The organism is Deefgea chitinilytica (genome assembly GCF_016881405.1).
Classification (GTDB): Bacteria; Pseudomonadota; Gammaproteobacteria; order Burkholderiales; family Chitinibacteraceae; genus Deefgea; species Deefgea chitinilytica.
Map to the genome: position 1 here is coordinate 542,987 of NZ_WOFE01000001.1, position 12,693 is coordinate 555,679.

Genomic DNA, 12,693 nt, shown 5'->3' on the forward strand with positions numbered 1-12,693 from the left:
ATGACCGGAGTTGCGATGACACAAACGACCCACACTATTCCTGAACTCCCTTTTTCAATTATTGCCGATGAATTAGAACGGCTGCGTGTTAATACCCCACTGGTGCATGTAATGACCAATGAGGTGGTGCAATGCTTTACAGCTAATACCCTGTTGGCGATTGGCGCTTCACCTGCGATGGTCGTTGCGCGTGAAGAAGTGGCTGAATTCGCTACGATTGCGGATGCGCTGCTGATCAATGTCGGCACTGTGTACGCAGAACGACTTGTGGCAATGCAGATTGCGATTGATGCCGCCAATGCTGCTGGCACGCCGTGGGTGCTTGACCCTGTTGCGGTGGGCGTATTGAGTTATCGCACCGAGGCGGCTCGTGCCATGTTGGCGCAACGTCCTGCTGCGATTCGTGGCAATGGCTCGGAGATTTTGGCTTTGGCCAATGCCTTGAATTTATGCGACGTCACTGGTGCAGGCAAAGGCGTCGATAGCACGATGAGTTCAACATCGGCGTTGACTGCGGCGCAGCAACTCGCGGCAGCGACTGGTGCGATTGTCGCGGTGACGGGCGCGACCGATTACATCACCGATGGCGCGCAAACGTGGGCGGTGCCATGGGGGCACGCGATAATGACGCGCGTGGTCGGCACGGGCTGCGCGCTGTCGGCTGTGGTCGCGGCGTTTTTGGCTGACGCACCAAATCGTCTGAATGCCGTTGCGGCTGCATGTGCGGTGATGGCAATTGCGGGCGAGCGTGCGATGGAATGCTCGGATGGCCCCGGCACGTTTGTTGCACCATTTTTAGATGCGCTGCATGTGATTCATCCAACTCAACTGCGGAGTTACAGCGTATGAGCCGCCAAGCACTCCCGATTGATTTAAGTCTCTATCTGGTGCTTGACCCTGATTTGTGCGGCGGCAGCGCAGGTATGGTCGCCACCGCCCAACAGGCCGCAGCAAGCGGCGTCACTGTTGTGCAATTGCGCGCGCCAAACTGGAAAAAACGCCAATGGTTGGAAACGGCGACCGCGTTGAAAGCCGCACTGGCACTATTGAATGTACCGCTGATTATTAATGATCACGTTGATATTGCATTGGCCATCGATGCCGATGGCGTGCATGTGGGGCAGCAAGATATGCCCGCTGATGAAGTGCGGCGACTGTTAGGGCCGAATAAAATCGTGGGCTTGTCGACTAATAGCTTGGTGCAATTTAATGAGGCTGAGTTGATGTATCAGGCTGGCATCATTGATTATGTTGGTGTAGGGCCGGTATACCCTACAGGCACCAAAAAAGATGCCTCGCCTGTACTGGCCTCGGATGAGGTGAATGGCATGATGCAAAATCGCTGCTTGCCTGCGGTAGCCATTGGTGGGATTCAAGCTGGTAAAGTGGCTAGCTTAATCGCGCAAGGCTTAAACGGCGTTGCCGTGGTGTCCGCAATTTGTGGCAAAGCGGATGTTACCGTAGCGACGCATGGCCTATTGGCAGAAATTCATGCTGCACGAGGAAATACACAATGACGATTCATGCATTAACGATTGCGGGCTCGGATTCAGGTGGTGGTGCAGGGATTCAGGCTGATTTAAAGACATTCTCGGCGCTCGGCACCTACGGCATGAGCGTGATTACGGCGCTAACGGCGCAAAACACGCAAGGCGTACACGGCGTGCAGGTGGTGTCGCCGGAGTTTATCGCCGCGCAGTGCGATGCGGTGTTTAGCGATATTCGCGTCGATGCGGTCAAAATGGGGATGCTCGGCAATGCGGCAACCATTGCTGTGGTCGCAGAGCGCTTGGTGCATTACCAACCTGCAATTATTGTGCTCGATACCGTAATGATCGCGAAGGGCGGCCATGCGCTGCTTGACCCGGCGGCAGTTAATGCGTTGCGTGAGCAATTATTGCCACTGGCGAGTATTATCACCCCCAATTTGCCGGAAGCCGCTGCATTGCTCGGCTGCGCCGAGGCGCAATCGGAAGAGGACATGTTGCAGCAAGGGCGGCAATTACTCGCTGCTGGTGCGCAAGCCGTGTTGATGAAAGGTGGGCATTTAGGCGGCGAGTCGTGCCCTGATTGGCTGATTACTCCGAGTGAAGAAGTCTGCTTTCCCGCCGCCCGTATCGCTACACGCCACACGCACGGCACAGGATGCACGCTATCTGCTGCATTGACTGCCTTGCGCCCACAGTGCGCAGATTGGTCAGAAACAGTCGCGAAAGCTAAAGCGTGGCTGCTGCTCGCGATTGCCGAAGCTGAGCGCCTCGAAGTCGGCCATGGCATTGGCCCAGTGCATCATTTTCATCAGTGGTGGTAAAGGCAATTTGAAGGTCAAGCAAGTGGCGAAAAAGGCGCGGTAGATCATCCCGCGCCTTTTTGTGAAGAGTGAACTGCTAGAATAAAGTCATTTGGTCGGCCAAAAGATAAACGCCGCGCATAAGGCAAGGCAGCACAGCCCGACAAAATAACCCAGTGCATGATTAAAGAGAAATAGCCTACGCCATGTATTGCTCTCTATGCGTTTCCATCTGCCATCTTTGGCTGCATACCTAACACCATGCATAAAGCCACCCATCGCATCGGGGTCATGCATATACAGCTCGAGCTTGGGCGGTAACACATCACTGTAGTTTTCTCGCAGATAAGTGTAGAGCGCATGGCTGCACAGCATATAAATCAAGCCACCGCCCAGCGTGCCGAGCACCAAAAAAGGCATGCCGTAATTAAGAAAGAGTTCGCGCATTGTATTAATCCTTTATGGTGTGATCAGTAGGCCTGTCGCTTGGCCGATACTATATTCGTCATCAGTATATTTGAGTTCAACCTTGTTTTTGTTGAAGTTAAAGGTGTATTTCCAATAGGTAGAACCTTCGTTGTAGCGTGTTTGTAATTCCAGTGTATGTTCATCTAGCCAGCGCGCTCGTGCGTATAGTTTTAGATTGCCTGCATTGATATCGGGCTTACTGCGATAAGCGCCATCGATCCCGACGGGCCAAATATTTTTACCTTTAGCAAGCCGATCTCCTTTCCAGTCGACTTCCCAAATTAAAGCGCCATCATCCTTGGGGTCAGGTTTGATATTGATCGCTTCGATGCCCCATGGCTTTGCCGCAAAGCGCCACGTTTTGTTATACCAATCTTTGCCTAAGTCACGCGTATTATTGGCGTCTGGTGGCGAGCTTAGCGCACGAATTGTCTCTATTAATTGTGCTTCTGCAATCGCATTCGTGGGTAAGGGACTGTTGTTTTTGACTAACTGATGTAATTGATTGAGGGTCGATTCATCAACATTTTGATCAGGAATCCTGCCGGTTGTTACGATCACCAACTGCTGAGCAGGATCGACACGAATAAATTGCCCGTGTCGACCCGCTGCTTGAAAATAGTGTTGATCTAAATTTAACCAAAATCCACGGCGATAGGGATAGGTTTCAGCTGCTTTGGCCTCTGCGATCAAATTGGCGGTCCAGCCAACGGGCAGTAAACGCTCGCCTTGCCAAACGCCATCTTGCAGCCACAATTGGCCCAGTCGCGCTAAATCGTGCGGTGTGAGCATTAAAGCGGATTCGCCAATAGTTTGGCCTTGTGGGCTTTTTTCCCAAGTGAATTGTGCAATCCCTAAGGGCTTAAAAAGTTGCTGCTTAGCAACGTCTTGCATCGGCTTGCCCCAAGCCTGCTGTATCACTTCGGATAGCAAATTCATATTGCCACCGTTGTAATTAAAAGTCCGCCCCGGTTTATCGTCCATTTTTTGCGTGAGCACGAATTGATTCCAGTCGCGGCTTTTAATCATCTGATAGACGCTGGATTGCTCGTTATACGGCCATTCAGACCATGCAATCCCTGAATGCATATCCACCAAATTACCCAGTGTAATGGCCGCTTTGCGTGGATCAATATCGCTTTGTAGTTGTTCGGCGAAAAAAGGTCGCATCGCTTGATCGAGACTTTTGAGTCTTCCTTGCTGAATTGAAATACCTAGCATCGTAGAAGTTACACTTTTGGTGACTGAGCGCAAATCATGCAGAGTATTGGGCTGATAAGGGTAAAAGTAGCTGTCTAACACGATATACCCATTGCGCATGATTAAAATACTATCAATTGGCTTGCCTGATTTGTGAATCTCTTTTAGCGCCGCATTAAGCTGTGCCGAATCGATCCCTTGCGCCTCGGGCGAGCTGGTGGGGAGTTCTCTGGCCAAAGATTGACTTAGACTGAGTGCTGTAACGATTGCGATTGCAATGAGGCGGTGGTGCATTATTATCCTTGGGTATCTGTCTAAAAGACTTTTTTATCATTGCTTGTAGCCGAATACTTTGCTTTTTCTACTTTCGTTTCTTTACTGGTGTACAAAACTGATAAGTAAATTCAGTGTTGGCGGTTAGTGTTTCTTGTGGGTCTTTGATTGGCCCTAGCGTATGGCCGTCGCGTGTTTCGTCAAATTCCCATTGGCTGTGCGGCAAGTAATAGCTAAATACATAGGCAGCCAGCAGCATCGAATCGGCGACGGTGCCGCAAAAATCAACGACCAAATACTGTCCCGCTGCAATATCGGCAACGAGCATATTGCGTTCGGCTTGAAAGTCGGTATCGACTAGCAAGCCAACGGCGTATTCGCAACGCTGATGATCGGTTACGTTTGGGTTGTCGAGCATGCGTGAAACCAAGCGGCTGTTCGCATTCGTCAAGCCATGTGCTTGCCCCCAGCGCGCTACGCGTTGCCATAAAGTAAACATTTGTTCGAGTGCGACGCCATGTTGCCAAAAATACACCCAGCGATAGCTTGGCATTTTTTCAAATTTAAGCGCCGAAATTTGCCTTGGTAATTCGCCATTGCTTGCTGCTTCCAGTGCGGCTTGTCGTTGTGTATTGGGTATTGATTCTAGGGTTGTATCTGGATGGGATACTTTGCAATTCTTGCTATCTTGCGTGGTGTTTTCAATATTTTTATTATTTTGCTGACGCCAGTTGTAGCTAAGCCCGTCCAGAGTCCATTGCTCGCCTTTTCGCCAGTCGCGGGCGGTCATGCCAAAGTGAGTGCGAAAAGCGCGCGAAAACAAAGCTTGTGATTTAAACCCACAATCGAGTGCAATTTGTTGCATCGGAAAGGGCGGGTAAATCAATAGTAAATTGGCCGCGCGCTCGATGCGAATGCGGCGCAGGTAATCATTCGGCGTTTCCTGCTGCATAGCAGTGAACACGCGGTGAAAATGGTAGGGTGAAAAATGCGCGGCTTTGGCTAAATCGGCCAATTGAATGTCTTGATCAAAATGAGCGTGGATATAGCTGATGGCTAAATGAATGCGGTAAACGTGATCGTCAATCATGAGGGGCGTGGTGATTGCGGTGATGAAAAAAAGGGAAGCCTGAGGCTTCCCTTTGTCGTACTTAGTTAAAAATTACTGAGCTGCTGGAGCTGGGCCGACGATTTCTTTCATTACCCATTTACCGCCTTTGACTGCGTAAATGGTTACAGAGCCGTCTTTCAAGTCGCCTTTTTCGTCAAATACGATAGGGCCAGTAATACCTTTGTGTTCCATTTTTGCAAGTTCTGGCAAGTATTTTGCTGGTTCTGCTGAGCCAGCTTTTTGCATTGCACCGACCATCACTTTCACTGCGTCATAAGTAAATGGCGCATAAAGTTGGACGTCGGTGCCGAATTTCGCTTTGTAGGCTGCCAAGAATTCTTTGCCGCCTGGCATTGATTCAGTTGGTACGCCAGGGATAGAAGCCAGCATGCCTTCTGCATCAGCACCCGCCAATTTGATGAATTCAGGTGTTTGTACACCGTCGCCACCCATCACGATTGCATTGATGCCCAATTTTTTCGCTTGTTTTTTCAGTGGTGCGCCTTGTGCATCCATGCCGCCGAAGAAAATCAAATCAGGCTTAGTGGCTTTAATGCCGGTTAAGATCGCATTGAAGTCAGTTTCTTGGTTAGTGGTGAATTCACGCTTCACGATCGTTGCGCCTGCAGCAACAGCGGCTTTTTCGAATTCATCTGCTAGACCTTGGCCGTAGGCGGTACGGTCGTCGATGATGGCGATTTTCTTCGCGCCATTTTTAACAGCGAATTGACCCAATACTTTACCTTGCTGTGCATCGTTGGCCATTACGCGGAAAGCGGTTTTAAAGCCTTGTGCCGTGTAGGCAACTGCAGTGGCTGATGGAGAAATTTGTGGGATGCCCGCGTCGTTATAGATTTTTGAAGCCGGGATGGTAGTGCCAGAGTTCAAGTGGCCGATGATGCCGTGCACTTTTTGGTCAACAAAGCGCTGCGCTACAGTAGTTGCGGTTTTCGGGTCGGCTTGGTCGTCTTCTGAAATCATTTCGATTTTCAGTTTTTTACCGCCAATGTCTACACCGCCTGCATCATTGATTTCGTCGATGGCCATTTTCACGCCATTTTCATTGTCTTTACCCAGGTGCGCGATATTGCCAGTCAAAGGACCTGCTTGACCGATTTTAATGACAGTGATTTCAGTCGCTGGTGCTGGTGCGGCTTCAACAACCGAAGCGGCTGGTGCGCTGGCTGCTTCTGGGGCTTTAGGTTCTTGTTTGCCGCAGGCTGTAATGGATAAAACAGCTGCTGCGATAAGGCTGAGACGAGCGATGGTCATCGAGTTTCTCCAGATGGGTCAAATAATTATTCTGTAAGTACCAGTCAAGGTTCAAAGTACTTTGCCATTAGAAGGCAATCAATCTTGCTTGGGCAAATTGGGCGCTTAAATGAGTGTTTTCCTGTATCTGTGTAGCAACAGTCATGTATTAAATTGAGCGTAACAGATGCTTTATGACGGTTTTAATGTGTTTTTGACGCAAAAAATCAGACCCCTTCAGTGTGATGTTCATGTTTGAATTGTTGCAAAATTGCGACTGATTGGTGTGGCGATGCTTGCGACGGGCTTGCATCAGCCTAGAGGTGACCCAGCTCAGCGAGTGATACGACGGCGTGTTCCGCAACAATAAAGTGATCCAGTAGCTTGATATCGAGTAACTCTAGTGCGTGCTGCAATTGGCGAGTTAGTAATAGGTCGGCAGGTGAGGCCTCGGCGCAGCCCGAAGGATGATTGTGTGCCACGATCAGCGCGGCGGCATTGTGCTCCAGCGCGCGGCGAGCGAGTTCCCGCGGATAAACCCGCGTTTCAGACAAAGTACCCGAGAAAAGTTTCTCTGCTGCGATGAGTTTGTAGCTGTTATCTAAGAACAAACCATGAAATTCCTCATGATGCAAACCGCGTAAACGCAATTGCAGAAAATCTCGCACCGCAGCGGGATTGGTAAATGAATCTCGTGCTTTGAGCTGCTCAATCAGTGCGCGGCGACTCATCTCGAGCACGGATTGCAACTGGGCGTATTTGGCGCTGCCGACGCCATTGATGGCATCAAAGTCGCTGAGTTTGGCTTGAAACAAAGCTTGTAAAGAGCCGAAGTGCAACAGCAAATCGCGGGCTAAATCCACCGCGCTTTTACCGGGAATACCGACGCGTAAAAAGATCGCTAGCAATTCAGCATCGCTGAGCGTTGCCGCGCCATGCTGGAGTAATTTTTCCCGTGGGCGAGAATCTGCTGGCCAATCGGTGATGGACATAGGCTTTTCTTGTTAAACTTCGACTATTCGCTATAGCAGAGGCTTACGCTGTGAGTCATAAAAAAATCGTTTTGGGTGTTACTGGCGGCATAGCCGCATATAAATCCGCTGAATTAACGCGGCTATTGGTCAAGGCCGGCTATCAAGTGCATGTGGTGATGACTGAGGCGGCGACACATTTTGTTGGCGCGGTGACCTTTCAGGCGCTATCGGGTCATCCGGTGTTTGTCGATCAATGGGATGCGCGGATGCCTAATAATATGGCGCACATTGATTTAACCCGTGGTGCTGTCGCGGTGCTGGTTGCACCGGCGTCGGCCGATTTTTTGGCTAAAGTCGCGCACGGACATTGCGATGATTTGCTTACTACATTGGTGGCGGCGCGAACTTGTCCGCTGATCGTCGCACCAGCAATGAATAAACAAATGTGGGAAAACCCAGCTAATCAGCGCAATGTAGCGCAATTGATTGAAGATGGCGTGGTGATTTTGGGACCGGGCTCTGGCGAGCAAGCATGTGGCGAAGTGGGCGATGGTCGCATGCTCGAAGCTGAACACATCTTTGAGTTTTTTGAAGCGGGCTTGCAGCCCAAGCTGATGCTGGGTCGCACGGTGTTGATTACCGCTGGCCCAACGTTTGAGCGGATTGATGCGGTGCGCGGTATTACCAATACTAGCTCGGGTAAGATGGGCTACGCGATTGCGCGCGCGGCGTATGAGGCGGGCGCTGAGGTGATTTTGGTGTCGGGTGAAACCGCCTTGCCAACGCCGGTGGGGGCGCGCCGGATTAATGTGCAAAGCGCACAGCAAATGCTCAATGCGGTTGAAAACGAAATCGCTGCGGCTGATATTTTTATCAGTGTGGCGGCGGTGTCGGATTACTACGTGCTCAATCCATCTGAGCAAAAAATCAAAAAAGACGCGCATATTTTGACTTTGGAGTTGGGGCCTAATCCCGATATTTTGGCCAATATCACTGCTAAACCAAATCCACCGTTTTGTGTGGGCTTTGCTGCCGAGTCGGAAAACCTACTTGAATACGCCGAAGCGAAGCGCAAGCGGAAAAAACTGCCTTTGCTCGCTGCCAATTTGGTGCAACAAGCGATGGGCAGTGAAGATAATGAGCTGATTTTGCTCGACGACAGTGGCGAAACCCGCCTTGCCCGCGCGCCAAAAATTGATATCGCGCGCAAGCTAATTGCGCATATTGCTCGCTTGTACGACGCAGAACAAACCGCCAAAACTGAATAACTATTTCGCTGTACTTTGCACGCTATGGTGCAGAGTAGGGTTCATCATTTTTAATTTACTAGGAAGTAACCATGACCATCATCGACGTTAAAATTTTAGATGACCGCTTAAAAGAAAACCTGCCCGCTTACGCTACCAGCGGTTCGGCAGGTCTTGATTTGCGCGCTTGCTTAGATTCCTCAGTTGAACTCGCACCGGGCGCAACGACTTTGGTACCGACAGGGATGGCGCTGCATTTGAACGACGCAGGCTTGGCTGCGATGATTTTGCCACGTTCTGGCTTGGGGCATAAACACGGCATTGTGCTTGGAAATTTGGTCGGCCTGATTGATTCAGACTACCAAGGGCAGATTTTTGTTTCAGTTTGGAATCGTGGCAGTACCAGCTTTACGATTCAGCCGCTCGAACGCATCGCTCAGTTGGTCATCGTGCCCGTGGTGCAAGTGGGCTTTAATATCGTTGACGAATTTGCTGAGAGTGCCCGCGGCGAGGGTGGTTTTGGAAGTACGGGCAAGCATTAAGCTATTTAATGTAATGTTTGTATATTGCAGGGTGTATTGCTTGCTATGCATTGATAAATTTAGTTCGTATGAAAATACCTAGATTAAGGCTGCGCTCTTGTCTGAATAAAAAACCGCCAGTGACTGGCGGTTTTTTTACTAATTACTTCCCATCCCGAATCAAATATTCAAATGCGCTGAGCGATGCTTTTGCGCCTTCGCCCATCGCAATGATGATTTGCTTGAATGGCGTGGTGGTCGCGTCGCCGGCGGCAAAGACACCGGGGAGCGAGGTGCGGCCATGGCTGTCGACTTCAATTTCACCGCGCGGGCTTAAGTTGAGCGTGCCTTTGAGCCAGTCGGTATTCGGTAGCAAACCAATCTGCACAAAAATCCCTTCTAATTCGATTTGCTGCGCATTGCCACTGACCCGATCAGTGTAGGCCAAGCCGCTGACCTTTTGGCCGTTACCCAAAACTTCAGTGGTTTGTGCGTTGGTGATGATGGTGACATTAGCGAGGCTGCGCAGTTTGTTTTGCAATACCGCATCTGCGCGCAGCGTGTCGCCAAACTCCAGCAAAGTGACGTGCGCAACGATGCCCGCCAAATCAATCGCGGCTTCAACGCCCGAATTGCCGCCGCCAATTACCGCAACGCGTTTGCCTTTGAATAGCGGGCCGTCGCAGTGCGGGCAGTAAGCGACGCCGCGGCCGCGGTATTCTTGTTCGCCCGGCACATTCATTTCGCGCCAACGTGCGCCAGTGGAAATGATGACGCTGCGGCTTTTGAGCGTCGCGCCGCTTGCTAATTGAATTTCAATTAATTTATCGGCGGAGTGTTCGGCGGCGATCAATTTTTCTGCGCGTTGCAGATTCATGATGTCGACTTCGTATTCACGCACATGGCTTTCAAGTGCTGCGGCAAGCTTAGGGCCTTCGGTTTCTTTGACTGAAATGAAGTTCTCAATACCCATCGTGTCGAGCACTTGGCCGCCAAAGCGCTCAGCCACGACGCCAGTGCGAATGCCTTTACGAGCAGCGTACACCGCAGCGGCTGAGCCAGCAGGGCCGCCGCCGACAATCAAGACATCGAACGGGGCTTTGGCGCTGATTTCTTCGGCTTGGCGTTCGCTGCTACCGGTGTCGAGTTTGGCGATGATTTCTTCTAAGCTCATGCGGCCTTGGCCAAACGGCTGGCCGTTGAGCAAAATCGTCGGTACGGCCATGATTTGGCGCTCTGTCACTTCGGCTTGATACAGTGCACCGTCGACCATTTCGTGGCGAATATTCGGGTTCAGTACTGAAAGCAAATTGAGCGCTTGCACGACATCGGGGCAGTTGTGGCACGACAAGGAAACAAAAGTCGTAAATTCAAAGCGGCCTTTGATCGATTTGATCGTGGTAATCGTTGCGTCATCAATGCGTGGTGGATGACCGCCTGTTTGCAATAAGGCCAACACTAAAGACGTAAATTCGTGACCTAGTGGAATGCCCGCAAAACTCACGCGCGGTGCTTCACCCACTCTGGCAATGGCAAATGACGGTTTGCGCGCATTGTTGCCGTCAAAACGGACGCTGATTTTACTGTTTAGTACGGCGATTTCGTTAATGAGCTGGCGAATTTCACCCGCCGCAGCGCTGTCGTCGAGCGAAGCGATTAGTTCAATCGGGTGTTGCAGTTTTTCAAGGTAAGCCGATAGCTGGGCTGTGATGTTGGCATCAAGCATATTTGTTACTCCGGTGAATTTTATTGATAAGCCAAATCGTGGGTATATCGATAAAGCCTTTGTTAATGAATGGCTAGGTGTCGATACATGGCTGTTGAGTCGTTGAATGGGCTGATCATTAAAATCCATGCCGCCGCAGCGGCACGGATTAAGCTGCGTTGAAGCGATTAGATCTTGCCAACCAAGTCGAGCGATGGTTTCAGGGTTGACTCACCTGGTGTCCATTTAGCTGGGCACACTTCACCTGGATGGCTCGCTACGTATTGCGCGGCTTGCACTTTGCGCAACAACTCTTTCGCGTCACGGCCAATGCCGAGGTCATGGATTTCTGCGACTTTGATTTCGCCTTCTGGATTGATGACGAAAGTGCCGCGTAGCGCTAAACCTTCTTCTTCGATCATTACATCAAAATTGCGGGTGATCGTGCCTGTTGGGTCGCCAATCATTGGGTATTGAATTTTGGCGATGGTGTCAGATGCATCGTGCCAAGCTTTGTGTGTGAAGTGAGTATCAGTCGAAACTGAGTACACTTCTACGCCCAGCTTTTGGAATTCACCGTACACGTCGGCTAAGTCACCGAGTTCAGTTGGGCAAACAAAAGTGAAGTCGGCTGGGTAGAAAAACACCACAGACCATTTACCTTTGAGTGACTCGTCACTCACTGGGATGAATTGACCATTGTGGTAAGCCGTTGCTTTGAATGGTTTGATAACGGTATTGATGATAGCCATGTTGTATTTCCTTTAGGGTAAATTTGAAAGCGACAAGTGAATGATAAAGAAGATGGATTGATAGATAAAATTGTATGTTTTTATCTAATTGTTAGAAAAAATCAATCGTCACTTTCAACCGATTACCGAGGAAGTTCTCCAGCGAGGATTGTTTTGGCTTGATGTAGTGAATCGACGATGGTTAATCCTAGCGCTTTGGTTTCTGGCAGAGCTGGGCGCAAATCAGGCACCATAAAGACACGGCAACCTGCGGCATGGCCTGCTTGCGCGCCAAAGTTGGAGTCCTCAAAGACAATGCAATCAGCCGCTTGCGCGTTTAATTTGGCGATGGCTTTGAGGTAAATTTCGGGTGCTGGTTTCGGGTGAGTAATTTCGTCGCCACAAACAGCAAATTGGAAGTAAGGCAGCAATCGGGTTGTTTCTAGGTGATGGATCGCGATACTGCGTCGAGTTGAAGTCGCCACGGCGCAAGGGATGGCGCGTTCGCGCAGATAATCCAATAGTTCAAGTACGCCGGGGCGCAAGTCAATTGCGGACTGGCTGCGCTCGAGGTAAATCTCGTGCGTACGAGCGCGCAGCGTCATCACTGGAAAGTCTTTACCTAGTTCACTACGTAGATAACTTTCAGTTTTGGATGAATGCATGCCGATCATGCCCAGTGGAATATGCTCGCTAATCGTATGGCCCAGCTCAAGCGCGGCGTCGTGCCAGCAGGCGAGCGACATTCGTTCGCTATCAATCAATAATCCATCCATATCAAAAATAGCGGCGGCGATTTTTGTGCGTGTTTCGGTGATTTTTATTGCCATATTCACGATTTATCTCAACAATAAGGGTCTATTGACGTTTGGTTTGCCAGCCGCGTTTGTGTGGATTTTGGCCTGAGGTAAGGCACGAAGCG

General features: G+C 50.3%; 13 protein-coding genes. 5 read left to right on the forward strand and 8 right to left on the reverse strand.

The features are described from left to right. Positions 1-15: 15 nt before the first annotated feature. Genes thiM through thiD form a run of 3 tightly spaced genes read left to right on the forward strand, consistent with a single transcriptional unit; the run spans position 16 to position 2,311 of the window. A complete protein-coding gene (thiM, locus tag GM173_RS02500) occupies positions 16-849 on the forward strand; it encodes a hydroxyethylthiazole kinase (protein WP_203569746.1) in 834 nt (277 codons plus the stop codon). Next, complete coding sequence (gene thiE / locus GM173_RS02505; RefSeq protein ID WP_203569747.1) at positions 846-1,517, forward strand: thiamine phosphate synthase; 672 nt, start codon at positions 846-848, stop codon at positions 1,515-1,517. Before thiM ends, thiE begins: the two co-directional genes overlap by 4 nt. Further along, positions 1,514-2,311 carry a bifunctional hydroxymethylpyrimidine kinase/phosphomethylpyrimidine kinase gene (thiD, locus tag GM173_RS02510; RefSeq protein ID WP_203569748.1) on the forward strand — a complete coding sequence of 266 codons (798 nt, stop codon included), beginning with the start codon at positions 1,514-1,516 and terminating at the stop codon, positions 2,309-2,311. Before thiE ends, thiD begins: the two co-directional genes overlap by 4 nt. Before the next feature lie 87 nt (positions 2,312-2,398). Here the strand turns inward: thiD and GM173_RS02515 are convergent, their stop codons facing one another. The 5 genes from GM173_RS02515 to radC all read right to left on the reverse strand — a co-directional run bounded on the left by GM173_RS02515 (position 2,399) and on the right by radC (position 7,585). Next, on the reverse strand, positions 2,399-2,737 hold the full coding sequence (locus tag GM173_RS02515) for a hypothetical protein (protein ID WP_203569749.1): 339 nt from the start codon (positions 2,735-2,737) through the stop codon (positions 2,399-2,401). A 12-nt stretch (positions 2,738-2,749) separates the two neighbouring features. After that, the gene (locus GM173_RS02520) at positions 2,750-4,252 is read right to left on the reverse strand and encodes a serine hydrolase domain-containing protein (protein ID WP_203569750.1); all 1,503 of its coding nucleotides are present in this window, start codon (positions 4,250-4,252) and stop codon (positions 2,750-2,752) included. Positions 4,253-4,319: 67 nt separating this feature from the next. Further along, on the reverse strand, positions 4,320-5,321 hold the full coding sequence (locus GM173_RS02525) for an AraC family transcriptional regulator (protein ID WP_203569751.1): 1,002 nt from the start codon (positions 5,319-5,321) through the stop codon (positions 4,320-4,322). Positions 5,322-5,393: 72 nt separating this feature from the next. Further along, positions 5,394-6,614, reverse strand: coding sequence for a branched-chain amino acid ABC transporter substrate-binding protein (locus GM173_RS02530; RefSeq protein ID WP_203569752.1), 1,221 nt, complete (start codon positions 6,612-6,614; stop codon positions 5,394-5,396). Positions 6,615-6,910: 296 nt separating this feature from the next. Further along, positions 6,911-7,585 (reverse strand): RadC family protein, encoded by a 675-nt coding sequence (gene radC, locus GM173_RS02535; protein WP_203569753.1) that lies wholly within the window; start codon positions 7,583-7,585, stop codon positions 6,911-6,913. Positions 7,586-7,635: 50 nt separating this feature from the next. Here radC and coaBC point away from each other — a divergent pair, with 50 nt between their 5' ends. Both coaBC and dut read left to right on the forward strand, forming a co-directional pair. Next, on the forward strand, positions 7,636-8,835 hold the full coding sequence (gene coaBC, locus GM173_RS02540) for a bifunctional phosphopantothenoylcysteine decarboxylase/phosphopantothenate--cysteine ligase CoaBC (protein WP_203569754.1): 1,200 nt from the start codon (positions 7,636-7,638) through the stop codon (positions 8,833-8,835). Positions 8,836-8,906: 71 nt separating this feature from the next. Continuing rightward, positions 8,907-9,356 (forward strand): dUTP diphosphatase, encoded by a 450-nt coding sequence (dut, locus tag GM173_RS02545; protein ID WP_203569755.1) that lies wholly within the window; start codon positions 8,907-8,909, stop codon positions 9,354-9,356. A gap of 142 nt (positions 9,357-9,498) precedes the next feature. Here the strand turns inward: dut and ahpF are convergent, their stop codons facing one another. From ahpF to GM173_RS02560, 3 genes are all read right to left on the reverse strand, one after another. Beyond that, positions 9,499-11,061, reverse strand: coding sequence for an alkyl hydroperoxide reductase subunit F (ahpF, locus tag GM173_RS02550; RefSeq protein WP_203569756.1), 1,563 nt, complete (start codon positions 11,059-11,061; stop codon positions 9,499-9,501). 167 nt (positions 11,062-11,228) lie between these two features. Continuing rightward, positions 11,229-11,792, reverse strand: a complete 564-nt coding sequence (gene ahpC, locus GM173_RS02555; protein WP_203569757.1) for an alkyl hydroperoxide reductase subunit C — start codon at positions 11,790-11,792, stop codon at positions 11,229-11,231. Between the two features lie 122 nt (positions 11,793-11,914). Beyond that, a complete protein-coding gene (locus GM173_RS02560; RefSeq protein WP_239078321.1) occupies positions 11,915-12,601 on the reverse strand; it encodes an HAD family hydrolase in 687 nt (228 codons plus the stop codon). Between the last annotated feature and the right edge of the window lie 92 nt (positions 12,602-12,693).

Bases quoted from the DNA above. Each gene is read 5' to 3' on its own strand.
- thiM (WP_203569746.1), top strand. From the start codon at position 16: ATGACACAAACGACCCACACTATTCCTGAACTCCCTTTTTCAATTATT.
- thiE (WP_203569747.1), top strand. From the start codon at position 846: ATGAGCCGCCAAGCACTCCCGATTGATTTAAGTCTCTATCTGGTGCTT.
- thiD (WP_203569748.1), top strand. From the start codon at position 1,514: ATGACGATTCATGCATTAACGATTGCGGGCTCGGATTCAGGTGGTGGT.
- GM173_RS02515 (WP_203569749.1), bottom strand. From the start codon at position 2,737: ATGCGCGAACTCTTTCTTAATTACGGCATGCCTTTTTTGGTGCTCGGC.
- GM173_RS02520 (WP_203569750.1), bottom strand. From the start codon at position 4,252: ATGCACCACCGCCTCATTGCAATCGCAATCGTTACAGCACTCAGTCTA.
- GM173_RS02525 (WP_203569751.1), bottom strand. From the start codon at position 5,321: ATGATTGACGATCACGTTTACCGCATTCATTTAGCCATCAGCTATATC.
- GM173_RS02530 (WP_203569752.1), bottom strand. From the start codon at position 6,614: ATGACCATCGCTCGTCTCAGCCTTATCGCAGCAGCTGTTTTATCCATT.
- radC (WP_203569753.1), bottom strand. From the start codon at position 7,585: ATGTCCATCACCGATTGGCCAGCAGATTCTCGCCCACGGGAAAAATTA.
- dut (WP_203569755.1), top strand. From the start codon at position 8,907: ATGACCATCATCGACGTTAAAATTTTAGATGACCGCTTAAAAGAAAAC.
- ahpF (WP_203569756.1), bottom strand. From the start codon at position 11,061: ATGCTTGATGCCAACATCACAGCCCAGCTATCGGCTTACCTTGAAAAA.
- ahpC (WP_203569757.1), bottom strand. From the start codon at position 11,792: ATGGCTATCATCAATACCGTTATCAAACCATTCAAAGCAACGGCTTAC.
- GM173_RS02560 (WP_239078321.1), bottom strand. From the start codon at position 12,601: ATGGCAATAAAAATCACCGAAACACGCACAAAAATCGCCGCCGCTATT.